The organism is Lysinibacillus sphaericus, assembly GCF_000600105.1.
GTDB classification, from domain to species: Bacteria; Bacillota; Bacilli; order Bacillales_A; family Planococcaceae; genus Lysinibacillus; species Lysinibacillus sphaericus.
This window is the reverse complement of sequence record NZ_CP006837.1, coordinates 3,705,757-3,728,022: the sequence shown is the minus strand read 5'-3', so window position 1 is coordinate 3,728,022 and position 22,266 is coordinate 3,705,757. Positions and strand designations below refer to the sequence as shown.

The window sequence follows — 22,266 nt, the reverse complement described above, 5'->3', positions numbered from 1 at the left end:
AGGACTATGCAAGATGAGTAGTTATCCCTTTTGTGAATAAATGTATTAATTAATTAGACCTATGTAACTAATTATTTAGACGGTGAATTTAGTTTTTGAAATATAGGACTTTATTATAATTTTGAATAATTTACATATATTTATAGATTTGTTAACAGATGATTTAGTACACTAAATTTATGAATTGAAAGGGGAAAGAAAAATGAAGAAAACGATTTTAGCTGGAGCTTTAAGTATTGCTTGTTTTACAGGAGGTTTTGCTACACAAGCACAAGCTCAAGGCAATGACAATATTGCCAATATTATTCATCCAAATCAGGTTGTTGTAGCAACAAACCAAGCGCAGTCTATGTCTTATCAAGATATCTACAAAATGCTATTACTTTCAGAATTAGGTATTGACAATCCTGATAATATGACTGTAGTAACAACTAAAAATAGCATTACTTTGAAAATTTCACTAAAGGCAGTAATGGATAGCTATTCAGATGGGTCAAACTTATATCCTGAGGGTGAAAAAGAGTTTAAAGAAAACTACGAAGAAATTAAAAAGCTATTTGGTGATGCTATGCAAATGCGCTTTATTCAATCTGGTAATAGTTACAAAGCTGAAGTTTATGCAGAAGGGAAATGGCAAACTGCAAGTAATAAAGATGTGAATGATTGGTTGACAGTATTAAACCGTGCAGATTTTGATCTTAAACCAGGTGGTTATTTTACAGATGCAATTGGTCACTGGGCTGAAAACTATATCCAATTACTTTATCAAGCTGGAATAGTGACAGGTGTTACGGATACAACGTTTAATCCGAATGGTCAAGTAACACGTGGACAATTAGCTGCAATGATTTTCCGTGCTTCAGGACTAGATGTTAATGAAGATTATGAAGGTCCAGCTACATACAAAGATATGCAAGGCTTCTGGGGGGCAAAGGAAGTAGCGATTTTACAAGAGTATGGATTACTCGAAATTTTTGATGGTGAAAATTTTGAACCAAATAAACCGGCTACACGTGAGGAAATGGCTCATGTAACGGCAAGCTACTTGGAATCAGTGGAATTCGATGTAGAAAAGGCTAATAAAAATAATACTTTTACAGATAAAGGAGACATGCGTCAGGAAGCGGTAGCATCGATTGGCTTATTACAGCAATTAGGAATTATTGAAGGCGCAAATGGTAAGTTTAATCCAAAAGGCAATTTGACTCGTGCGCAATTTACGAAAATCCTATCGCTTACACTGATGACAGTAAATAAATAGTAAGAGTAAAAAACCACTTTGCTAAGGCAAAAGTGGTTTTTTACGTGCCAGTCACCGAAACAATTTTGACACAATTCATCCTGCAAGTACGTGGAACATATAGCTTAAAAAATAGCCTAATAATATATAGGTGAGAAAGGCTTTACAAGTGACTGTTTGTACATGGTGCAATATAAACTCTGAAATACTAGCCGTACCGATTAATCCGATTGATAAGCCCATTAATATTCCTTGTGCTCTTATTGTTAAATCCCAATACTGACCAATTAAAATAAAAATGATAAAGAAAATGGAGAATCCGATGAAATAAATAAATAGCTTCCATAGCTTTTCACTTTGTGAGAGAAAAGCTGTTGTAAGTGCAAATCCTTCAGGAAGATGATGAAGAATAATGGAAGCTGTGATCGTTATACTTAATGCAGAGTTTCCTAGTAAATTGCCTACTGTAAGACTGATTGGGATTGTATGAATGACCATTGCAATGGCGAGCAAGGAAACGGAGGGATTTTGATAATTAGTCGGGTGAAATAAACTACTAAGTAGTTGAAAAACTAAATAGCCGATGAGAATGCCTAGTATGATGCCAAAAGACTTGTACATTTGAACTGAGGATGGAATGATGTCTAGTATAAGCAATCCTACTAAAAATCCGCCACATAATAATGATAAGCCCTGGGTTGTATGTTGAAAAAGCTTAGAGAAAACCCAAGCAATTGTTCCTCCTATACTCACGCTGAAAAAAAGAAATCCTCCAAGTATCATTGCACTCAACTGCGAAATTCCCCCGCCCCATTATAATCTGAAGTCCGTTTTACAAAATATATGCAATTCAAGGGTTTATATGAGGATACGCTGTTAAAAATATACAATCTCACTATCTATGTAGAGCAGGGAAACATTAATTAGCAAATAAAAAGTTACAGCTCGTACAAATGAAAAGGAGCAGTATCAAGCTTCCCTTCCATCTGTAGACCGTATAGGGTTATTGGAAGACTTCTTCAATCGTTTGAGCAATGGTAATGAAATGTAAGTCTTTATCTTTTGTATATTCGATTGCGCCAGCTCCACCTAAATAAAATTGTATAGATGGATACTTTGAAGCAAAATCCTCTAATTGCTGTAAGAGAGCAGGGTGCATTTCAAAAGGCATAGTTGTTAGCGCAGACAATATAACAATTTGAGGCTGAAACTTCGAAACAAGCGATTCAATTGCCCCTAGTGCAGGTGAGCTCCCTATTAAAAATGACTTCCATCCAAGCAACATCGCTTGTAAAAGCAAAATATGGAGTGGGACTTCATGATATTCCCCTGGTAAACATGCCCCCATAATAAGAGGGGCGTTGTCTTTGTATTGATAGTTGCGTCTAATCTGTACTAAATAATCTCGGATCACCATCGTGATAACAGCTTCCTGATATTCTGACCATTCTGCTTTTTCCCATCGCATACCTACTTCATGTAACAAAGGAATAACTACAGTCGATAGAAATTTGGGTAAGCCAAGCGCATAATGGGCATCTTGAAGAATTCGGTTAATTTCAATTTCGTCACAATGCGCCCCTTTTTCTAGTAGAAGAAAAACATAATCGTTCATTTCGTGATGGATAGTTGGAACAGGAATTGGTTTAGAATCTGATTCTTGTTCTGGCTCCATTGTTTTGACAACTGTGGCCGCTTGTTTTATAGAATATCCTTGTTCGGATAGTTTTCGTACCTTTAGTAGTATTTGAATATCTTGTTCTGTGTAAACTCTATGACCGTTGTCTAATCGTTTTGGTTCAACAAGTTGATAGCGTTCTTCCCATTTTCGAATGACTTGCTTAGAAAGACCCGTTACTTCGGAAACTTGTTTAATATTATAATGCCATGTTGTTGAATTGACAGATGTCATTGTTCGTCAACCCTCTTTCCAGTTTGAAAAGTATCGAATTATCATAACAATTATACTGTAGATTTATCAAGTGGAAAATTTAAACCTATAGCTCTATTTTAAACGATAAAACATAATTTGTATAATTTTTGTATAAATAATATATATAAAAGTTTGACAATATTTAATTTTTCATGATATACAGGTACTAAACAATTATGTGATTGAGGTGGAGAATGTGGCGAAATGGTGGAAACGGAAGTTAGAAGCTTCTAAAGATGAATTGTTTAGTTTGGAGGATGGCTTTGAACCAGTTATTGAATTGTCTACTATGCCAGAGTTAGAAAAACAGATGGTATTAATAGGGCTTAAACGAGAAGATTTCTACATAATAAAAGCATGTCAGCCATTTGTTCGCGACGGTATCGAAGAAGTAACGGCTGTATTTTACCAAAACATACTCGCAGTTCCATCGTTGCGTAAAATCATTGAGGAGCGTACCCAAATCGATCGCTTGAAAAAAACATTAGGGAACTATTTAATTGCAATGTTTGATGGAGCTTTTAATGTAGAAGCAATTGAAAGAAAAAGAAAGCTAGCTCGCATGCATTTTAAAATTGGTCTAGAGCCAAAGTGGTATATGGGTACTTTTCAACATATCCAAGAAGCAATCATCAATTTGATTGTGAAAGAGATGACAGCACCTGCTCTTCGTGAGCAAATTATGTTAACCATTTCAAAATTAATTAATCTTGAAATGCAAATTGTGTTGGAAGAATACGAAAAGGAAAACGTTAAAATAAGAAATGATCAATACAATCACATTAAAAATGAGTTAAAACAAAAAATATCTTTAATCAGTCAAGATTTGGCTAATTTAACTGAAGAAACAAATTCGTCTATTGATGAAGTAGATGTGCAAACGACGATGATTGCACAAATAATTGAAAGAAATGTCGAGACTGTTCATCATATTAATCAAGATGCAGATGTTGGTAATCAACATGTCATGAAGTTGGAACAAGAGATGCGCCATATATATAACCGGACAGAAGAAATGGGCACATTAATCGGCAACTTAAAAGAGTCTTCGGATCGTATTATTGATATTGTTTTGCTCGTCAAAGCCATTGCAGATCAAACCAATTTGCTTGCCTTAAATGCCTCTATTGAAGCGGCAAGAGCAGGTGAACATGGTAAAGGATTCGCGGTAGTTGCTCAGGAGGTACGCAATTTAGCTGAACAGTCAAAACAATCTGTCGAGGAAATTACGAAGCTTGTTCAAACATCTACCTCTTTAACGATGCGTGCAGTTGAAATGATAGATTGTATTGAAGAAAGCGTGGCAGATGGTGTTGAGGCTGCTGTTGAAACACAATCGAAATTTCACGATATCCTCCAAGCTATTGTGGAAAATGAGCGATGTATTGTACAGGTAGAAACGGATGTAAAAAATTTAGAAAAGGTAATTAGCTCTATTGGGAACGAAACACGCACTGTTGCCAGTACAGCTGATAGTTTATATCAGACAGCCATACATATGTAGATAACACATATGCTGATAGATTTTCACTAAGATAGAACGATCTCCAACTGTAGATCATTCTATTTTTTTATGTCCTTGAGTAGAAACGAGCAGTCTCTGTTCATCATGGACTGTTTTAAAAGTAGCCACTACAGGTATAAAAGGGGAGAGCGTGTTTTTAAAGGAAACATGTATATCAATAATTAAAAGGCTATATAGTACCTTATATAGATAAAAATAAGGAGGGATGGCTATGAAGTGGGTTGCACTGTTAAGTTATATAGCAATGATTATAATCAATGGTTTAGCAAGTACAATCGGTATTAATGGCAAAACAACAGCGGAAATATCCAATCAAATAGAGGTACTTTTCACACCAGCAGGCTATGTTTTTGCTATTTGGATTGTGATTTATATTGTTTTGGGAATATGGATTTTTATTCATTTCTTTTCGAAAACAGAAAATCAGGAGACCGCCATTATCAATCTTGTTACATTAACGTGTCTGTTTAATATTGCGTGGCTTTTATGTTGGCATTATGCATATTTCGTATTATCCATTGTAATGATGGTAGGTCTCCTTATAAGCTTAATCTTGATATACAGTAGTTATCCAAAAGGGGATACTCGTTTTGCAGGAAGATTACCGTTCTCGATTTATTTAGGCTGGATTAGTGTAGCCTTAATGGCGAATATTAGTTTTGTACTGAAGTATTATCAATGGAATGGCTTTGGTATCTCTGAAATATGGTGGGCAAATTTATTGCTCTTTGTCGCTACATGTCTTGCTATTTATATACGCACTGTAGAAGTGGATGTTGTGTTTCCACTAGTTATTATTTGGGCTCTTATCGGCATTGCTGTCAAAAATGGAGTGGATGCAGGAAGTTTATTTTATATGCCTATACTATATAGCGTAGTGCTCTTGATATGGATTTTTGTAGGAAAGCGGAAAGAGTAACTAGTTAACGGTAACAGCCATCAACGACATAGCAAAAAGTGTTAGATTGATTGCAGTTAATCTAACACTTTTTCGCTTTTGTCCCAGTCTCTTTCATTCATTGGATTATGATCAAGGACCGTGCTAGTTGTTCTAATTTTGTTCTTATATGAATATAGTGGCTACTAAGTGCTGAAATAGGATGCGAAGTGTAACACTAGAAAATAAGCGTTTGGAAAGAACGTGATGCTTTGTTATTGAAGGCAAAAAGGAGTGACTACACACGTGCTAGAGTATAGACTCGTGACAACGATTGACGAGCTTGAGTCGTATAAGGAAACTTGGACTAAGATACTTGAACGTGAAAAAAACGATAATCCATTTATAGAGTATGGTTGGGTGTCGACGTGGTGGTCGATACTTGGGTGCGAAGAAAATGTGGAAATTTACGTAGTTGAGCATAGTGGAGAGCCCATTGCATTTTTTCCATTTGTTCATGCTATTCGATTTGGTGGCATTCATCAATTTAGCTTTTTAGGACAAGGACTTGCTTCTTATATGGAGGTGATTTCCGAAAAAATTTGGAAAGAGCGAGTGGTGCAATATTTATTAAAAGAACTGATAAACCAATATAAACGGGTTCTTTTCTTGTTCCATGGTTTGCTTGAAAGTAAGGATACTTCTCAGATTTTAGAAAAGTTTACTTTAGAACGACAATTGCCCCATTCAATTTTTCGTGTGGTCACACCTTATATAGATTTTAGAGCAATTGAATTACCGGATTTTTTAAAGAAGCATAAGCGTAAATTTAAAAGTATTCATCGTCGAGAGAAACGATTAAAAGAATATGGTCAACTTACGTTTCAAAAAGTTGATGATGGAAATTTAGATAATATGTTTCAGTTGTTCGAAAGAAGATGGCAAAAGAAAGTAGATACGAGTGGATTTACAAAGGAGCGGACGCGGGCATTTATTGAACAGCTCGCAAAACAACAAGATGCAGCACTTGCATTAAAAGTTCATCGGTTGCAATTTGAAAATATCTGGATTGGCTTTACAGTAGATATTTGCTGTCGAGGTAGAAACTTTTGTCACACAATGGGGCATGAGCCGGATTTCAATATGTTCGGACCTGGACGATTGATCGAGAAGGAAAATATGCTGCAAGCACATAGTACAAACTTACAACTATACGATTTTGGCAGTGGCTACGAACCGTATAAGTTTGAATGGTATACTCATTTAGATTTTACAAGAAAATTCATTATGAGTACGACAGGTATTAGGGAACGACTATTTCGAAATGCAATGGTGCTCCATGAAACGGTTTTAACAATAGTAAAAGCAAATCGTAGAATGGTTGAATGGAAACGTAATACATTAGGAGAAATGCGATACTGGTTGACAAAGGCAACTTTGCACGAGTGGTTTTCAATGCTAAAATGTAGGGTTCTTAGTGGACGGGTATTTCATATTTATTATTTACAGACAAAACGAGGTCATAACAAATCGAACTTTCGTGAAATCTATATTCAATCCTTACTGGAACACGATAAGCGTTCCGAGCTCCTTATGCATTATTTTAAAGGCTATAAACTGTACGGACAAACCAATCAGGAAGTAGCTTATTTGCGACATGATCAATTGATTCGTGAAGAAGCAATTGGATTTATACAGGAGTTGCCACCGAATACTACATATATTAAAAATTATGAACTACCGAACCTCCAAATAATAGTCGGGGAAGTGCAACGGGAAGGGCGAGCAATTTGTACGTCTGCCAATTGGTTTGAATGGCGGAAACGTAAGAAGTTGTCAGCATTGGGATTTCAAAAGGTAGAACGTGTATGGGTCAATCAATTTTTAAAATGGAAAAAAATATATCGTCAACAGGAAAAATGGGAAAAATATTTGTTGAAACAAGGGCATAAATTAGAGCATATTTGGCATCTAGCCATACTTTCCTTACTTATATAACAAAAATCCTTAGCATCTTTATGGATGCTAAGGATTTTTAGTCTTGTCTAATTTTAATTGTAACTGTCATGCTGTAATGCAGATGATATTTTGTTAACGTAGTGTATTAGCAAAAATCAAATTAAAAGTGAATGCCAGGTTTGTCAATTAGCTTACAGCCTGTGCCGTATTTCGCTTTTAAGGCACCTTTAAAGTGTGTTTGTTCAAGCTCTGGGAATGTCTGCTTCCATAGTTCGAAGACATTATGATTTGACGCTGTGCCGTCTTTTGTTAGGCGGACAATATGAAAACCGTATTCGTCATTACAACGAGCGAGTGGACGATTTTCTCGCACTGTCATAATTCGCCCGCTTGCTGTTATTTCATAGAGTCCTTCATAGCCTGCAATTGCACGGCTTTCTTCATCTAAATTAGTTGTTTTAATAACTGCCTTGTCAACAGGTTTTTGTTCTTTAGCAGGCGCTTCGGGCTCCTGTTCCTCTGGAAGTTGGTCAACGACAATAAAATCTTTATTGGAAGCTTTATCGCTCATTGTTGCCATTACATTCATAATGGAGCCTACATAATGTAATGGTTTGTCGCTACCTTCTTCATAGACAAAAATATTATAGTCAGTTTTATTTACCTTTTTCATAATAATGTTTCCTGTCGTAATCGTAAAACCGATAAATTTGTTTTTATTTAGTGCTTGTAATGCTTGTTGCTTTGTTAAAGTCATTATTAATTCTCCTAAAAAAATGTTTTTTCTATTTTACCATAAAATTAGTAGTGCTGTTTTCTAATGCTTGTTGCAATTGCCCATAGGAAAGAAAAATGCGAGAATGCAGTTTGGAAAATTTAAGAAAAAATATGTAAAGGGTGCTTTACAAAATAAAAAAAGTAAAGTACACTTTACGTAAAGTTAGCTTTACATAGGGGTGGTGAAAAATGGAACAGCGCATAAAAGAGCTGAGGGCTTCCTTTGGTTGGACACAGGAACAACTATCCGAAAAACTAGGTGTTTCGAGACAAACGATTATTTCGATAGAGAATGGTCGTTATAATCCGTCTTTAGAACTGGCGTATAAGATTGCAAAATCATTTCAACTAAGTATTGAAGAAGTATTTATTTTTGAGGAAGGTAGTGATGAATGATGACTTTGGAACAAATGCTAGGTTTACTTGGTATCGTATTAGGACTTTCAGGCGGTGTTTTTGGACTTTGGTGGGGACGTAGAATGGCTGCACGTAAAAATGGGCTAGATGAAAGATATGAAAAAATTACAGTTCATTCACTGGCAACTGGCTGGAAAATAACGATTATCTCCATTTATCTGCTACTCCTTTTAGTGATTCTTGGTACGCAGTTTTCTACTGCCCAAGTATTAGGGATTCTGTTATTCATTCATATGGCAGGATGGGCATTTTCAACATTGTATTATAATTTAAAGTTTTAGAGTTGAAGGGGGCAAATTCAATATGCAACATAAGTTTAGTATGAATTTATCTTGGTCACAAGGAAGAAATGGTACAGGCAATTTATCAGCCACTCATTTGAAAACACATGTATCTATTCCTCGGGAAATGAATGGGCCAGGAATAGGAACAAATCCGGATGAGATGTTATTGGGTGCTTCCGCAACGTGTTATTTAATCACATTTGCCGCTTTACTTGAAAATTCTAAAATTCCTGTCGTGACATTATCAATGGAGGCAGAAGGATTTGTCGACGTAACGGATGGTGTTTTTACATATGAAAAAATTATCCACAAACCGAATGTCAAAGTAGCTCATCTAACGGAGCGTGAGGAAAGACGTATTAATCGATTAGCACATAAAGCAGAACAAACTTGTATGATTAGTAAAGCTTTAAAGGGAAATGTGCAAATTGAATGTCACCTTCAAATTGAACATACGACTGATGGTCAACCATCCACCTCAACGATTTAATGATGAAAGGAATTATGCTAGAAGTTTTTCTAACGTAATTCCTTTTGTCATTTTTACATAGTATTTACTTGGACTGAAATAGTTCTATAAATGGGCGAAATGAATATATAAAGTTAAGCACTAAAAAAATGAAAAGGATGATGTATTGCACGTACAGACAGCCGAGACACTCACATTTTACGGTCAGTATGGAAAACGAATTTTTGATATAGTAGGGGCACTTATTTTATTGTTTTTAACAATCCCTCTTATGATAGCTATTTTCCTCCTATTACTTATTACTACTGGACGCCCCATCTTTTTCAAACAAATTCGAACGGGATATGATCATCAGCGTTTTATCATATGGAAATTAAGGACCATGTCCATACAGGCAACACCTGTCAATATGCCTGTGATATGTACAGATGGTATACCAGATGATTACTATTTTAAAACTGACCAAGATACGCGCATTACAAAAATTGGAGCAGTTCTTCGTAAGTTAAGCATTGATGAAATTCCACAACTTCTCAACGTATTAAAAGGTGATATGAGTATTGTTGGGCCCAGGCCTGAAATTCCTGCAATTACAAATAGCTATAGCGCATTACAAGCACGTCGTTTAGAAGTAAAGCCAGGTTTAACAGGGCTTGCCCAAATTAACGGCCGCTCTAATATATCGCATGGACAAAAAATTTCCTATGACCTTCACTATGTGGACCATGTAACTTTTTGGATGGATGTAAAAATTGTTGTGAAAACACTTTTTGTCGTACTGGCCAGAACAGGTGCTTATTAAAAGCAGGAGGTGGAGGATACTGAAGATTGTTCAACTAATAACACGTATGGATAAAGTAGGTGGCGCTCAAAAGCATGTCGAAGCGCTTGCCATAAAATTAAAGCAAGATGCTCATGAAGTGACGATTGTGACGGGGAGTTATGATCCATCATTATGGCGCTTACAAGAGGCGCAAATTGAAGTCATTCGTATCCCAGCCATGCAGCGAGCAATACATCTGACAAAAGATATGCAAGCGCTGTGGCAATTACGAGCAGCTTGTAAAAAAATTCAGCCTGATATTATTGCGGCACATTCTTCTAAAGCAGGTGCCATTGGACGTGTTGCAGGTCGTCTTTTACGTATCCCAACAATTTTTACTGCGCATAGCTGGAGCTTTACAGAGGGTGTGCCGCCAAAAAAACAATTAATGTATCGTCAGCTTGAAAAAACTGTCCAACCATTGACAACAAAAATTATTACTGTATCTGATTATGATCACAAGTTGGCGCTAACGAAAGGAATTGCACCCGCTCATAAAATGCAGACCATTCACAATGGGATAGAACATTTAGAAAGCGTAATGGCACCAAATAGAGTACGGAATGAACAGCCTCAACTTGTTATGGTCGCTCGCTTTGAGATACCGAAAAGACAGGATCAATTGCTAGAAGCTTTGTTGGCGTTACGTGACATCCCTTGGCATCTTCAATTTATTGGAGATGGTTCTTTGCGACTGTCATTAGAAAATTATGTGAAAGACAAAGGGTTATCAGAGAGAGTGACCTTTTTAGGCAATCAATTGGATGTCACAACATTACTTGCTGAAAGTCAAATCTTTGTATTGTTATCCGACTGGGAGGGCTTGCCTATTTCGATTATCGAAGCAATGAGGGCTGGGCTTCCCATTATTGCAACGAATGTTGGTGGAGTGAATGAGTTAGTGACTGATGGTGAAAATGGATTTTTAATTCCTCGTGACGATGAAAATCAGAGCCTATTAATAAAAAGGCTAAAACAACTTTTAACAGATAAATCACTTTGTGAAAAAATGGGCGATGCAAGCGAACGCCGTTTTTTACGAAACTTTACGTTTTCGCCTATGTATCAAAAGACGCTCGATATTTATGAACAAGCTATTTCAAAGTTTGCTAAGAAGGGTGATTAAATTGCAATTACTTCGCATTCGAACGGACGATGAACTTGTGCTTTATAAGGAAATATGGGATGACATTTTAGCGAATGAACAAAATGATAATCCATTTATTGAATACGCATGGTTTTATAACTGGTGGATCACGATAGGAAGAAAAGAACGAGTGGAGCTATATGCTGTTCAAAAGAATGAGGAAATTATAGCATTTTTGCCATTCACGGTAAAAATGCTTTGGGGAGTGCGCATATATGCCTTTACAGGTGAAAAAATAGCCCATTATACAGGAATCGTCGCAAGGAAAGAGTGGCAACTTTCTGCCATTACGTTCGTATTTGATGAACTTATGAAAAAGCACCGCCACGTATTATTTTCATTTCATGGATTACTAGAAAGCAAAGAATCAACAAAAGTAATCGAACAGTATTTTGTTGAAAAGCAATTACAACTTTGTATTTTTCGAGATGTAACACCGTATCTCGCCTTTTGTGAAGTTGATTTCGATAGCTACTTTAAGGAAAGGGAAAAAATGCATGATGTTGAACGTCGGAAAAATAAGCTGCGAACATTTGGCTATTTGCGCAAGAAATCGCCTGTGCACGAAGACCTAAGAGCATTATTTCAGTTATACGATAGATGTTGGGTAAAAAAAATAGATACGAGTGGCTTTACAGAAGGAAAGAAAAAAGATTTCTTTGAAAGGCTGATGCTCCTGAAAGGAGAAGCAATGCAAGTCGAGGTAGATGCTCTTGCTTTTGACAATCAATGGCTCGCTTTTAATTACGGTATTTGTTGTCGGGGACGTTATATAACGTATGCAAGCGGTTATGAGCCAAACTTTACAAGTTTTGGGGTAGACCATTTGCTGAATCAATCCACAATAAAACGTATTTTTACAGAAAACTACCTTTTGTATGATATGAGTGCTGGCTATGAGCCTTCTAAATTAGCGTGGCGTTCTGGCATTGATTTTACAAGGCGGCTAGCGGTCAGTAGTAACACGAAGCGTGCCAAGTTATTATTTAGACGATTAGTATGGAAGGAACGCATAAAGGAAATGTTGCGCAGTAATCAACGCGTTGTCAAATGGACACGTCATACGCTTGGTCATTTACGCTATTTAGTAAAGTATGGGAAAGGGAAAGATTGGCTAGAATATGGACAACAATTCGTTGAAAAGTTTGTTCGTTTAAAGCGCGTGGAATTGTACGAGTTATCCCCAGCTGATCGGGTAATACCACAGCAACCAGTAGGAGAGTTATTTGAGGAAATGACGATTCAAGAGGCGATACAAATCGATCAGGAAGAGCTTATTTCCTTATTGTCTAAGGGATATACCATCTATAAAGATTCCTTTGCTCAAACGAGTAAGCCTGCTTTTGCTTTACATACGGAAACTTTACGTGTGGATGCATTGCAAATTGTTGAGCCGTTGCCAAAGCAAACCTATTTTTTAACTTATGATCTCTATAAAAATATCGACATTATCACAGCATATATTCAAAAAGTAAAACCAGATAAAACACTGTGGATAACGGCAAGTTTTTGGCAATGGCGTAAGCGAAAACGTCTACAACAAATAGGCTATAAACGTATTTCTCGAATGAAGCATTTTAAATGTGCTCGTTATGAGCGCAATCATGTAGAAAATTACACAGAGAGTGGGGGCGATGTTCATTCTATCCATTAGAAGTAAGCGATGGAATATCGCGATGCAGCATATTTACTTTGCAGAAAAGCTAGCAAATACTAGAAAGCCGATGAAGTTAGTTTGTCACACACATTCACTTGTTCCAAGTCGTAAGTTGATTAAACGTGAAGCGGTTCATATTCGATTAACAGATCATGAGTACATGATGTTGAGTGCACTGTCGAAAAACACTCGAAAACTATTGCGTCGTGCACAAGAAGAGTCCTATCAAGTTTTCTTATATAAAGAGCCTTCAGAGGATAATTTACGAGCATTTCAACAGTTTTATAATGAGTTTGCCAAAAGGAAAAAAATCGACCAAATAAATAAACCTCAAATGGAAGCGATTATGCTATTAAATCAACAACAGGCTTTGTTATTGTCAGAGGTGCGAAGTATTTGTGGACAAACCTTATGCTATCGACTGGATATTGTCCATGCACAAAAAGCGATGTCCTATTATGTAGCGACTTGTCATGCTAGCGTATTACCTACACATTTAAAACGTCCTATGCGCTATGCGAATCGTTTCTTGTTATGGCACAATTTCATGTATTTAAAACAGCAAGGGTTCGTTCTTTATGATATGGGTGAGCTAACAGATATCGAAACGGTTCGTCAATTTAAATTGAGTTTCGGTGGACAAGTTGTAAACGTATATTCTGGTTACATCGCACATTCGAGAATAAGTGCGTTGTTATTGGGCGTGCAAAAGTGGAGAAAATAGCAAGCAAAGTAAATCATGGAGGTTTTGTTATTTCCTTGGACTTTGAGCTAAATTGGGGTGTCCATGATGTATTTAGGTATGGGCAATATAATAAAAACTTATATGGAGTACGTCAGGCCTTACCTAAAATCCTAATGCTGTTTAAGGAATATGAAATTCATGCAACATGGGCTACTGTTGGCTTATTATTTGCGGAGTCTAAGGGAGAAATGGCGCACTACTTGCGAGGCATTCCAGTGAAGTACGAGCAGATGAAGTATGCAGCACATTCACAACTTGCAAAAGTAGGTGAAAATGAGCAAGAAGATCTTTTACACTTTGGCAAATCGTTAATAGAACAAATTATTCAAACACCTTATCAGGAAATTGGTAGTCATACGTTTTCGCATTATTATTGTTTAGAGAGTGGACAAATTGAATCGGATTTTGAATCGGATTTACAAGCGATGGCCATGATTTGTGAAGGATATATTGCACCGATGAAGTCGATTGTTTTTCCACGTAATCAGGTAAACGACAACTATTTTACTGCGTGTCAGCAAGCAGGCTATGTTTGCTATAGAGGAAATGAACGGCATGATTTATACAATCCGAAAAAGTTCACCAAAAAAAATCGACTATCATTAGGCGCAATGAAATGGCTGGATAGCTATGTTAATATTACGGGTAATCATATGGTCCGATTAGAGGAAATGAAAGAGGATGCATTTATTAATGTTCGAGCAAGTGCATTTTTAAGGCCTTACAGTCGTATTTTACGTGCATTTGAGCATCGCAAGATACAACGAATTAAAGAAGGGATGCTTGCTGCTGCTAAGGAAGGGGCTTTTTATCATTTGTGGTGGCATCCGCATAATTTTGGAAGACATATTGATAAAAATTTAGCGATGCTTGAGGAGCTTTTGCAATATTATCAAGAATTGCAAAGAGACTATGATTTCCAAAGCTATTCCATGTATGAGGTAGCAATGCTATGTAAGCAATAACATTTCTGTATAGAGTGTTATTGCTTTTTTGTCTTGCTTCGAAATTTAGTTGCTACTCTAAGAGAGCAATGAAACGTGCGCTAAAAATTAACTCGCTAGATGTTATAGATTTGGCAAGGGACTATTCGCGGTTCCGAACATAAGGATTCATTTTGTGCTCAAGCTTAATGGATGATAGGTTTTATAGAAATTTTAAGAGAATAAGAGGGAATTGCGCAGGGCGTGACGAAGATGTAAGTACCTTACTATAGGGCTGCTTTAGAATAATAAGCGTGTTCACAATTTTAGTGAGATCATAGTAATAAGTTCACTTAACGGATGAGGGTTATACATAGACAAAGGGGAGTCAGGGATGAAGGACAAGCAACAAAAGCCAATTTGGATTCAAAATATTTCTCAATTAGTAACACTTGCAAGTGACAAGAAAGGTCCGCGAGTACGAGAAGCAATGCGAGAGCTTGCTATTATTGAAGGAGGAAGTGTTTGGCTGGAAGATGGTGTGATTCAAGATCTTGGTACAACACGAGAAATGATATTAAAATATTTACCCCGTGCAGAGGAAGCGGAGATTGTCGATGCTACAGGGAAAATTGTCACGCCCGGTTTGATTGATCCTCATACCCATGTTGTTTTTGGCGGTAGTCGTGAACATGAATTTGAGATGCGTTTAGAAGGCGCGAGCTATATGGACATTATGAATGCTGGGGGAGGCATCCATGCAACAACTCGAAAAATGCGCTCGTTGACAGAAGAACATATTTTCAATCAGACGACGAGACGCTTGGACTTATTTTTACAACATGGTGTTACGACGTTAGAAAGTAAAAGTGGCTATGGCTTAGACTTAGAAAACGAGTTAAAACAATTACGGGTTATGCAACGATTGCAAAATAAGCATCCGATGGACATTGTGCCGACCTTTATGGGCGCACATGCAGTACCAGAAGAATATCGAGAAAACCCAGAGCACTTTGTTAACTTAGTGATTGATGAGATGATTCCTGCGGTGGTGGAAGAAAAGCTTGCAAAATTTATTGATGTTTTTTGTGAAGTCGATGTCTTTACACCCGAGCAAGCAGAACGTATTTTATTGGCTGGCAAGGCACAAGGGCTTATACCTAAAATACATGCCGATGAAATTGAAGAAAATCAAGGTGCGCATGTTGCGGCAAGAGTAGGTGCTATTTCTGCTGAGCATTTATTAAAAGTGTCGGATGAAGGTATTGAAGCACTTGCTAAATCGGGCGTAATTGCATGCTTGTTACCAGCAACAGCCTTATATTTAGGTGAAAAACCAGCACGTGCCCGAGATATTATTGACGCAGGTGTACCTGTAGCGATTTCCACTGATTGTAATCCAGGCTCATCGCCAACGATTTCGCTACCACTTGTTATGAACTTAGCATGCATCACAATGAAAATGACGCCGGCAGAAAGCTTATGTGCTGCTACCTATAATGCGGCTTGTGCATTGCAAATTGAAGATTGCGTAGGTTCTATTGAAATTGGAAAACAAGCTGATTTAGTGCTGTGGGATGTCCATAATCATCAAAAGTTACATTATATTTTTGGTGTAAATCATGTGAAAAAGGTTTGGAAAAAAGGTGTGAAGGTGGTAGGTTAAGATGTTTACCCAACCTGAATGGCAATGGAAACAAGAAAACGGCTCAGGCATGCATCAGTGGATTAAGCAAAAGCAAAACCCACATGCAAATGATGTAGATATTATTGTCTATGGCGCCTTATTATCTTATGCGAACGATCCTATGAAAAAAGCACAGTATCCTACTGCTTTTCGAAAAGCGTGGTCGAGTTTTCAATCTTATAATTTAGATGAACAAGTAGATTTGCGTTCATTAGCAATTGTTGATATTGGAGACGTGGCAATCGACTCGACCAATCGCATGCTTTCGGAATCTGCTATTGAGGCAGCTGCTGAAAATTTAAGTATCGCTTATCAGAAAAGCTTCACTTGCCTGATTGGTGGCGACCATGCAATCACGGCTTGTTCATTAAGAGGGATTAAAAATGCTTTTCCGAATGAGCGAATTGGCATTATTCAACTTGATACGCATCTAGATGCAAGAAATCAAGAAGATATAGGTTTAGCAATGAATTCACCGATTCATCAACTAATCGCATCAGGCGTTGTAGAGGGAAAACATATGTATAACGTTGGCTTGCATGGCTTTTTTAATTCACCAGAAATGATTTATTATGCTCGTGAGCAAGGAATTCATATGATTACGTTAAAGCAGATGCGACGTGACGGTATCCAATTGACCATCCGTGAAATGCTACGTCAGCTTATGTATGAGGTAGATAGGATTTATGTATCCGTGGATTTAGATGCATTGGATATTACGTTTGCCCCAGATGTACCTGCTGCTACACCGGGTGGATTAACGGCCTATGAATTATTTGATATTTTAAAGCTGATTGGTGAAAATGAAGGTGTACGGCATATTGACTTTATTTATCCTGATCCAAAACAAAATGAACTTCGCTTAGAAACGGTGAAAACGGGGGTTACTGCATTTTTGCAATGGCTAACTGGCATTCAATTGGATCATCGCAATCGTATATCAAGGAAAGAAAAGGCAGGCTATGGAGCTACTCCATAGTCTGTTTTGCTACGGGCGGAAGCTTCCCACAGGCACATCTAAATTGTTTGGGTGCCTGACACCTTAAACTGTTATAATAGAATAATAGATAAGAGAGGATTTTTTATTATGACTACAAAACCAAAATTACTCATTGTTGATGGTATGGCGTTATTATTTCGTTCTTTTTTTGCATCAGCAGCAATGGGGCATTTTATTCGATTAAAGGACGGCACACCAACGAATGGTGCGCAAGGATTTGTGCGCCATGTGTTGACGGCACAATCTATTATGCAACCAACACATTTAGCTGTTTGCTGGGATATGGGGGCACAAACATTCCGCAATGAATTATATGATGGCTATAAAGCTAACCGTCCAGCACCGCCAGAGGAAATGCTTCCTCAATTTGATATGGCTAAAAATTTAGCTCAACATATCGGATGGCAAAATTTTGGCGTTGTCGGTATGGAGGCGGATGATGTAATCGGCTCGATGATTACGAAGTGGCAGGATGAAGCTGATATTACGGTTATTAGTGGGGATAAGGATTTATTACAATTGCTCACACCGACAACGCAAATTGCTTTTACAAAAAAAGGTTACACTGAATATGATCTTTATACACATACACGCTTTAAAGAAGAATATGGTATAGAGCCAATTCAATTTGCACAAGTAAAAGCGTTTATGGGTGATACGAGTGATGGCTACCCAGGAGTTAAAGGAATTGGACCTAAGCAGGCACTGACACTTATTCAAATGTATGGCTCGATTGATAATGTGATTGCTTCCTTAGAGGACTTAAAACCTGGTCAGCGTACCAAAATTAAAGACAATCTGGATATGCTGAAGTTATCACATGAACTTGCAACGATACAAACGAATGTACCGATTGAAGCCGATTTTGCTCATTTAGCAGTACCAAACTATGAGCACCAGACGATTAATGCAATAGAGGAACGTGGCTTTACACTTATTGCGAAGCAAGCACGTTCATTGTATGCCCTTAGTTAGGTGCTATTTTAACGAAGCGTAATACGTTTTTATTTTGTTGAAATGAAGCACTACGGATTTGACTGGCGCGATTGTTTCCTCCGTTATCGTGGAAAATTAACAATAGCTTACCATCTTGTACTTCGTAGCCAATAAGTGGTACCCAATGGTAGGCAAAGGTCGATTTTTTATCAAACCATCTTAGGCTAAAATAACGGTCAAAGCGCATTGCCACAGGGCGACCTGCGTCAATTTCTTGCAGCGCCTCTTTTAATGTGCAATCGCGTATATCCCATGTTGGTAACAGCTTTCGAAGGTTAGAAATTAAACGCCATTTAAACAAACCAACTTTGGTGCTACCTAGGATTTGGTAAAGGTCATTTACCGATGGAGCTAAAGGATCAAAGTACTTTAGGATGACATGGACTGTTGTCGGCCCACAGGCAGAGTTACGATAATGAGATGCAATAGATGCATCGTATTGCGATTTTCCTTGTAATGACAAATGCTGTTTCATCAATATCTCCCTTCCAAAAAACGCTTTATAATCTACGTGTTTTTAAAAAGGTGTTTGCTTTCGATTGATATAGAAGAAAAAATAGTATGCCAAGGGATACCTAGCATACTATTTTTACGTTTGTTACGATTTATTATTGTTGAGCAGCTAAAAACTCCGTAACTTGTTGTGGTGTTTTAGCGTTCGCACTATGTAAGTGGGCTAATTTTTCACCGTTTTGGAAAATTAATAAACTTGGAATACCCATTACATCGTATTTATCAGCGATTTCTGGCAGCTCGTCACGGTTAAGCTCATACCAATCAAATTGGTTGTATTCTTCAATAATTGGGTCGATGAACATATTCATACGTGTGCAATCTGGGCACCATCCAGCATAAAATTTTACAAGTACTTTTTGTTCACCAGAAATAAGCTCATTAAATTGTTCTGCAGTTGTTATTGTTTTCATTAGTAAATCACTCTCCTTGCTTTCCATTTTACACATTTTCTCTTCAACCTGAAAGTTATCTGTTTGGGATATGTGGAAGCTACTTATTGTCTTATTTTCGCTCGTAAAAAACAAAAAAAGTTGTATATCGCAAAAATAATTATAGAAAAAAGATTGCTAATTTAGACAAAATAATCTACACTAAAAACAGAAAAAGTAGTTTTATTTTCATTCAGTGGAAGACATTTCTCGTGATTGAAGAAAGTAAATTGAGTGAAAATAAGTCTCTGGCGATTGTCACAGATTTTGAGTAATGCTAGTGTGAAAACTTCGCATTCATGCTATACGACGTTTCGACTTCCGTTTTAACCAGTAGCAGTGTCAAAATCTATGCGCAAAAACGCCGAAGCACAATTTTGATTTTTTTTGACCAAAAAATGAATGGTCATTCATTCAATGGGAGAATAAGGGGGAATTGCTTGTGACTTACAACATTAAAAAAGCGGCTGTTCTAGGTTCTGGGGTAATGGGTTCTGGAATTGCAGCACATTTAGCAAACATCGGTATTCCAACATTATTATTAGACATTGCACCGAAGGAACTAACGAAAGAGGAGGAAGCAAAGGGGCTTACGTTAGCACATCCAGCTGTAAGAAACCGCTTTGTAAATGGGGCTCTTCAAAAGTTATTAAAGCAAAAACCAGCACCACTTACTTCTAAGAAAAATTTATCGCTTCTAACGGTGGGAAATTTTGAAGACGATTTAGACAAACTGAAAGATGTCGATTGGATAATTGAAGTTGTTGTAGAAAATCTAGCGATTAAACAAAGCCTGTATGAAAAAATTGATGCTGTTCGTACGCCAGGTACAATAATCAGTTCTAATACATCGGGCATTAGCATTAATGCGATGGCTGAAGGACGTTCAGAAGATTTCCAACAACATTTTTTAGGGACACACTTCTTCAACCCTCCACGCTATTTAAAATTACTTGAAGTAATCCCGGCAACAACAACTGCACCAGACGTTGTTGACTTTATGAAAAAATTTGGTGAGGACATTCTTGGGAAAGGTGTTGTCTTGGCTAAGGATACACCAAACTTTATTGCCAATCGCATCGGCACATACGGTCTGTTAATCACTTTACAGCAAATGATGCAAGGTGGTTATTCAGTCGGAGAGGTAGATTCAGTGACAGGGCCGCTCATTGGTCGCCCAAAATCAGCTACCTTCCGTACATTAGATGTTGTTGGCTTAGATACATTTATTCATGTGGCAAAAAATGTATATGACCAAACGACAGGAGAGGAACAGCAAGTATTTGCAGTACCTGAGTTCCTACAAAAAATGGTTACGAACGGCTGGCTAGGTGCAAAGTCTGGTCAAGGTTTCTTCCAAAAGCAAGGAAAAGAAATTTTAGAAATTGACCCACATACTTTAGCTTATAGTCCAGCTAAAAAATTACAAACACCTTCGATTGAAATGGCGAAACAAACGCGCGGACTAGCGAACAAAGTGAAGACATTAACATACGCAAAAGATCGTACAGGTGAGCTTTTATGGGGAATTTTTGCACCTACACTAATTTACTCTGCGCAGTTACATGGTGAAATTGCTGATGATATCGTCGCAATAGATAATGCCATGAAGTGGGGATTCGGCTGGCAGCAAGGCCCATTTGAAATTTGGGATGCTATTGGTGTAACAGAATCTGTTGCGAAAATGGAGGCAGAAGGTCGAGAAGTTCCACTATTTGTGAAAGATATGTTAGCGCAGGGCTTTACTGCATTCTATTCAGAAATAGATGGTGACGTAGCGTATTATAACGGCTCACAATACGTGAAAGTTCCAGTGAATGAGAAAGAAATTAACTTAAAGCGTTATAAGAAAAAACATGGTGTTATTAAGTCCAATAGCGGTGCTAGCTTAATAGATTTGGGTGACGGTATTGCGATACTAGAGTTCCATTCCCAATCCAATGCCATTGGTTTAGATATTATTCAAATGATTAACTACGCAATAGACGAAGTAGAAGCAAATTATAAAGGCTTGGTAATCGGAAACCAAGGTAAAAACTTCTGTGTCGGAGCGAACTTAGGCATGATTTTAGTAGAAGCACAGGATGATAACATCTTCGAACTGGATTTTGTTATTAAAGCATTCCAAGATGCTATGCAAAAAATAAAATATTCCAGAAAACCAGTTGTCGCTGCACCGTTCGCTATGACATTAGGTGGGGGCGCAGAAGTATGCTTACCTGCTGCACATATCCAAGCGACAATGGAAACTTATATGGGCTTAGTAGAAGTCGGTGTTGGCTTAATTCCTGGGGGTGGCGGTAACAAAGCACTCTACCAAAAGTTCTTAAAAGGCTTACCGCATGGTGTGGAAGTAGATTATCAACAGATTGCCAATAAAGTATTTGAAACAATTGCTATGGCGAAAGTATCAACTTCAGGTGAGGAAGCACGAGACAATAATTTCCTAAACTTTGCAGATGGTATTTCAGTCAATGCAGATCACCAAATTTATGATGCAAAGCAGGCTGCTTTGGCACTCTATGAGGCAGGCTACCAACCACCGGTGCCAACAAAAGTTCCTGTTGTCGGTGCATCAGGCTATGGTACGTTACTAATCGGTGCTCAAGGGATGTTTGAATCAGGCTTCATTAGTGAACATGATTTAAAAATTGCCAAGAAGTTAGCGTATGTTATCGCAGGTGGAAAAGTACCATACGGCACATTAGTAGATGAACAATATCTATTAAACTTAGAACGTGAAGCATTCTTAAGTCTAGTAGCAGATCCACTATCGCAGCAAAGAATGCAACATATGTTGTTAAAGGGAAAACCACTTCGTAACTAATTAGATAGATGACTATATTTGCACATGAAACAAAGG

21 protein-coding genes are annotated in these 22,266 nt (G+C 37.5%); 16 read left to right on the top strand and 5 right to left on the bottom strand.

Going from position 1 to position 22,266, the window contains the following annotated elements; translation table 11 throughout:
* Window positions 1-202 precede the first annotated feature (202 nt).
* On the top strand, window positions 203-1,261 hold the full coding sequence (locus T479_RS18100; protein ID WP_024364206.1) for an S-layer homology domain-containing protein: 1,059 nt from the start codon (window positions 203-205) through the stop codon (window positions 1,259-1,261).
* Window positions 1,262-1,336: 75 nt separating this feature from the next.
* On the opposite strand, the gene T479_RS18095 is transcribed toward T479_RS18100, so the two are convergent.
* On the bottom strand, window positions 1,337-2,023 hold the full coding sequence (locus T479_RS18095) for a ZIP family metal transporter (RefSeq protein ID WP_227665472.1): 687 nt from the start codon (window positions 2,021-2,023) through the stop codon (window positions 1,337-1,339).
* Between the two features lie 220 nt (window positions 2,024-2,243).
* On the bottom strand, window positions 2,244-3,152 hold the full coding sequence (locus T479_RS18090) for a MerR family transcriptional regulator (RefSeq protein ID WP_025220431.1): 909 nt from the start codon (window positions 3,150-3,152) through the stop codon (window positions 2,244-2,246).
* Between the two features lie 217 nt (window positions 3,153-3,369).
* Here T479_RS18090 and T479_RS18085 point away from each other — a divergent pair, with 217 nt between their 5' ends.
* From T479_RS18085 to T479_RS18075, 3 genes are all read left to right on the top strand, one after another.
* The gene (locus tag T479_RS18085) at window positions 3,370-4,677 is read left to right on the top strand and encodes a globin-coupled sensor protein (protein WP_025220430.1); all 1,308 of its coding nucleotides are present in this window, start codon (window positions 3,370-3,372) and stop codon (window positions 4,675-4,677) included.
* Window positions 4,678-4,909: 232 nt separating this feature from the next.
* Window positions 4,910-5,617, top strand: coding sequence for a TspO-related membrane protein (locus T479_RS18080; protein ID WP_038509917.1), 708 nt, complete (start codon window positions 4,910-4,912; stop codon window positions 5,615-5,617).
* Between the two features lie 264 nt (window positions 5,618-5,881).
* Window positions 5,882-7,573: a GNAT family N-acetyltransferase gene (locus tag T479_RS18075; RefSeq protein WP_025220428.1), complete on the top strand. Its 1,692-nt coding sequence runs from the start codon at window positions 5,882-5,884 to the stop codon at window positions 7,571-7,573.
* A gap of 121 nt (window positions 7,574-7,694) precedes the next feature.
* On the opposite strand, the gene T479_RS18070 is transcribed toward T479_RS18075, so the two are convergent.
* The gene (locus T479_RS18070) at window positions 7,695-8,291 is read right to left on the bottom strand and encodes an NUMOD4 domain-containing protein (protein WP_024364212.1); all 597 of its coding nucleotides are present in this window, start codon (window positions 8,289-8,291) and stop codon (window positions 7,695-7,697) included.
* A gap of 209 nt (window positions 8,292-8,500) precedes the next feature.
* Between T479_RS18070 and T479_RS18065 the strand changes: the two genes are divergently transcribed.
* The 11 genes from T479_RS18065 (at window position 8,501) to T479_RS18015 (ending at window position 18,438) form a co-directional block, all read left to right on the top strand.
* Window positions 8,501-8,707 carry a helix-turn-helix transcriptional regulator gene (locus T479_RS18065; protein ID WP_024364213.1) on the top strand — a complete coding sequence of 69 codons (207 nt, stop codon included), beginning with the start codon at window positions 8,501-8,503 and terminating at the stop codon, window positions 8,705-8,707.
* Window positions 8,704-9,009: a hypothetical protein gene (locus tag T479_RS18060; RefSeq protein ID WP_227665378.1), complete on the top strand. Its 306-nt coding sequence runs from the start codon at window positions 8,704-8,706 to the stop codon at window positions 9,007-9,009. Before T479_RS18065 ends, T479_RS18060 begins: the two co-directional genes overlap by 4 nt.
* A gap of 22 nt (window positions 9,010-9,031) precedes the next feature.
* On the top strand, window positions 9,032-9,502 hold the full coding sequence (locus T479_RS18055) for an SACOL1771 family peroxiredoxin (RefSeq protein WP_024364215.1): 471 nt from the start codon (window positions 9,032-9,034) through the stop codon (window positions 9,500-9,502).
* A 145-nt stretch (window positions 9,503-9,647) separates the two neighbouring features.
* On the top strand, window positions 9,648-10,283 hold the full coding sequence (locus T479_RS18050) for a sugar transferase (protein ID WP_024364216.1): 636 nt from the start codon (window positions 9,648-9,650) through the stop codon (window positions 10,281-10,283).
* A gap of 46 nt (window positions 10,284-10,329) precedes the next feature.
* Window positions 10,330-11,430, top strand: coding sequence for a glycosyltransferase family 4 protein (locus T479_RS18045; RefSeq protein ID WP_038509913.1), 1,101 nt, complete (start codon window positions 10,330-10,332; stop codon window positions 11,428-11,430).
* 1 nt (window position 11,431) lies between these two features.
* The gene (locus T479_RS18040) at window positions 11,432-13,105 is read left to right on the top strand and encodes a GNAT family N-acetyltransferase (protein WP_025220426.1); all 1,674 of its coding nucleotides are present in this window, start codon (window positions 11,432-11,434) and stop codon (window positions 13,103-13,105) included.
* A complete protein-coding gene (locus tag T479_RS18035; RefSeq protein WP_227665377.1) occupies window positions 13,086-13,832 on the top strand; it encodes a GNAT family N-acetyltransferase in 747 nt (248 codons plus the stop codon). Before T479_RS18040 ends, T479_RS18035 begins: the two co-directional genes overlap by 20 nt.
* Window positions 13,820-14,818 (top strand): polysaccharide deacetylase family protein, encoded by a 999-nt coding sequence (locus T479_RS18030; RefSeq protein WP_025220424.1) that lies wholly within the window; start codon window positions 13,820-13,822, stop codon window positions 14,816-14,818. Before T479_RS18035 ends, T479_RS18030 begins: the two co-directional genes overlap by 13 nt.
* A gap of 352 nt (window positions 14,819-15,170) precedes the next feature.
* Entirely contained in the window at window positions 15,171-16,442 is a 1,272-nt protein-coding gene (hutI, locus tag T479_RS18025) for an imidazolonepropionase (protein ID WP_025220423.1), read from the top strand.
* 1 nt (window position 16,443) lies between these two features.
* Window positions 16,444-17,442, top strand: coding sequence for an agmatinase family protein (locus T479_RS18020; RefSeq protein ID WP_025220422.1), 999 nt, complete (start codon window positions 16,444-16,446; stop codon window positions 17,440-17,442).
* 108 nt (window positions 17,443-17,550) lie between these two features.
* Window positions 17,551-18,438: a 5'-3' exonuclease gene (locus tag T479_RS18015; RefSeq protein WP_025220421.1), complete on the top strand. Its 888-nt coding sequence runs from the start codon at window positions 17,551-17,553 to the stop codon at window positions 18,436-18,438.
* Here the strand turns inward: T479_RS18015 and T479_RS18010 are convergent.
* Both T479_RS18010 and T479_RS18005 read right to left on the bottom strand, forming a co-directional pair.
* A complete protein-coding gene (locus T479_RS18010) occupies window positions 18,431-18,934 on the bottom strand; it encodes a C39 family peptidase (protein WP_025220420.1) in 504 nt (167 codons plus the stop codon). The genes T479_RS18015 and T479_RS18010 overlap by 8 nt on opposite strands.
* Before the next feature lie 133 nt (window positions 18,935-19,067).
* Window positions 19,068-19,412, bottom strand: coding sequence for a thioredoxin family protein (locus T479_RS18005; protein ID WP_081769927.1), 345 nt, complete (start codon window positions 19,410-19,412; stop codon window positions 19,068-19,070).
* Between the two features lie 433 nt (window positions 19,413-19,845).
* On the opposite strand from T479_RS18005, the gene T479_RS18000 reads away from it, so the two are divergent.
* Window positions 19,846-22,230, top strand: a complete 2,385-nt coding sequence (locus tag T479_RS18000; protein WP_025220418.1) for a 3-hydroxyacyl-CoA dehydrogenase/enoyl-CoA hydratase family protein — start codon at window positions 19,846-19,848, stop codon at window positions 22,228-22,230.
* Window positions 22,231-22,266 lie beyond the last annotated feature (36 nt).

Excerpts from the sequence above, each read along its gene's own strand:
- T479_RS18100 (WP_024364206.1), top strand. The coding sequence starts at position 203 with ATGAAGAAAACGATTTTAGCTGGAGCTTTAAGTATTGCTTGTTTTACA.
- T479_RS18095 (WP_227665472.1), bottom strand. The coding sequence starts at position 2,023 with ATGATACTTGGAGGATTTCTTTTTTTCAGCGTGAGTATAGGAGGAACA.
- T479_RS18090 (WP_025220431.1), bottom strand. The coding sequence starts at position 3,152 with ATGACATCTGTCAATTCAACAACATGGCATTATAATATTAAACAAGTT.
- T479_RS18080 (WP_038509917.1), top strand. The coding sequence starts at position 4,910 with ATGAAGTGGGTTGCACTGTTAAGTTATATAGCAATGATTATAATCAAT.
- T479_RS18070 (WP_024364212.1), bottom strand. The coding sequence starts at position 8,291 with ATGACTTTAACAAAGCAACAAGCATTACAAGCACTAAATAAAAACAAA.
- T479_RS18065 (WP_024364213.1), top strand. The coding sequence starts at position 8,501 with ATGGAACAGCGCATAAAAGAGCTGAGGGCTTCCTTTGGTTGGACACAG.
- T479_RS18060 (WP_227665378.1), top strand. The coding sequence starts at position 8,704 with ATGATGACTTTGGAACAAATGCTAGGTTTACTTGGTATCGTATTAGGA.
- T479_RS18055 (WP_024364215.1), top strand. The coding sequence starts at position 9,032 with ATGCAACATAAGTTTAGTATGAATTTATCTTGGTCACAAGGAAGAAAT.
- T479_RS18045 (WP_038509913.1), top strand. The coding sequence starts at position 10,330 with ATGGATAAAGTAGGTGGCGCTCAAAAGCATGTCGAAGCGCTTGCCATA.
- T479_RS18035 (WP_227665377.1), top strand. The coding sequence starts at position 13,086 with ATGTTCATTCTATCCATTAGAAGTAAGCGATGGAATATCGCGATGCAG.
- hutI (WP_025220423.1), top strand. The coding sequence starts at position 15,171 with ATGAAGGACAAGCAACAAAAGCCAATTTGGATTCAAAATATTTCTCAA.
- T479_RS18020 (WP_025220422.1), top strand. The coding sequence starts at position 16,444 with ATGTTTACCCAACCTGAATGGCAATGGAAACAAGAAAACGGCTCAGGC.
- T479_RS18015 (WP_025220421.1), top strand. The coding sequence starts at position 17,551 with ATGACTACAAAACCAAAATTACTCATTGTTGATGGTATGGCGTTATTA.
- T479_RS18010 (WP_025220420.1), bottom strand. The coding sequence starts at position 18,934 with ATGAAACAGCATTTGTCATTACAAGGAAAATCGCAATACGATGCATCT.
- T479_RS18005 (WP_081769927.1), bottom strand. The coding sequence starts at position 19,412 with ATGGAAAGCAAGGAGAGTGATTTACTAATGAAAACAATAACAACTGCA.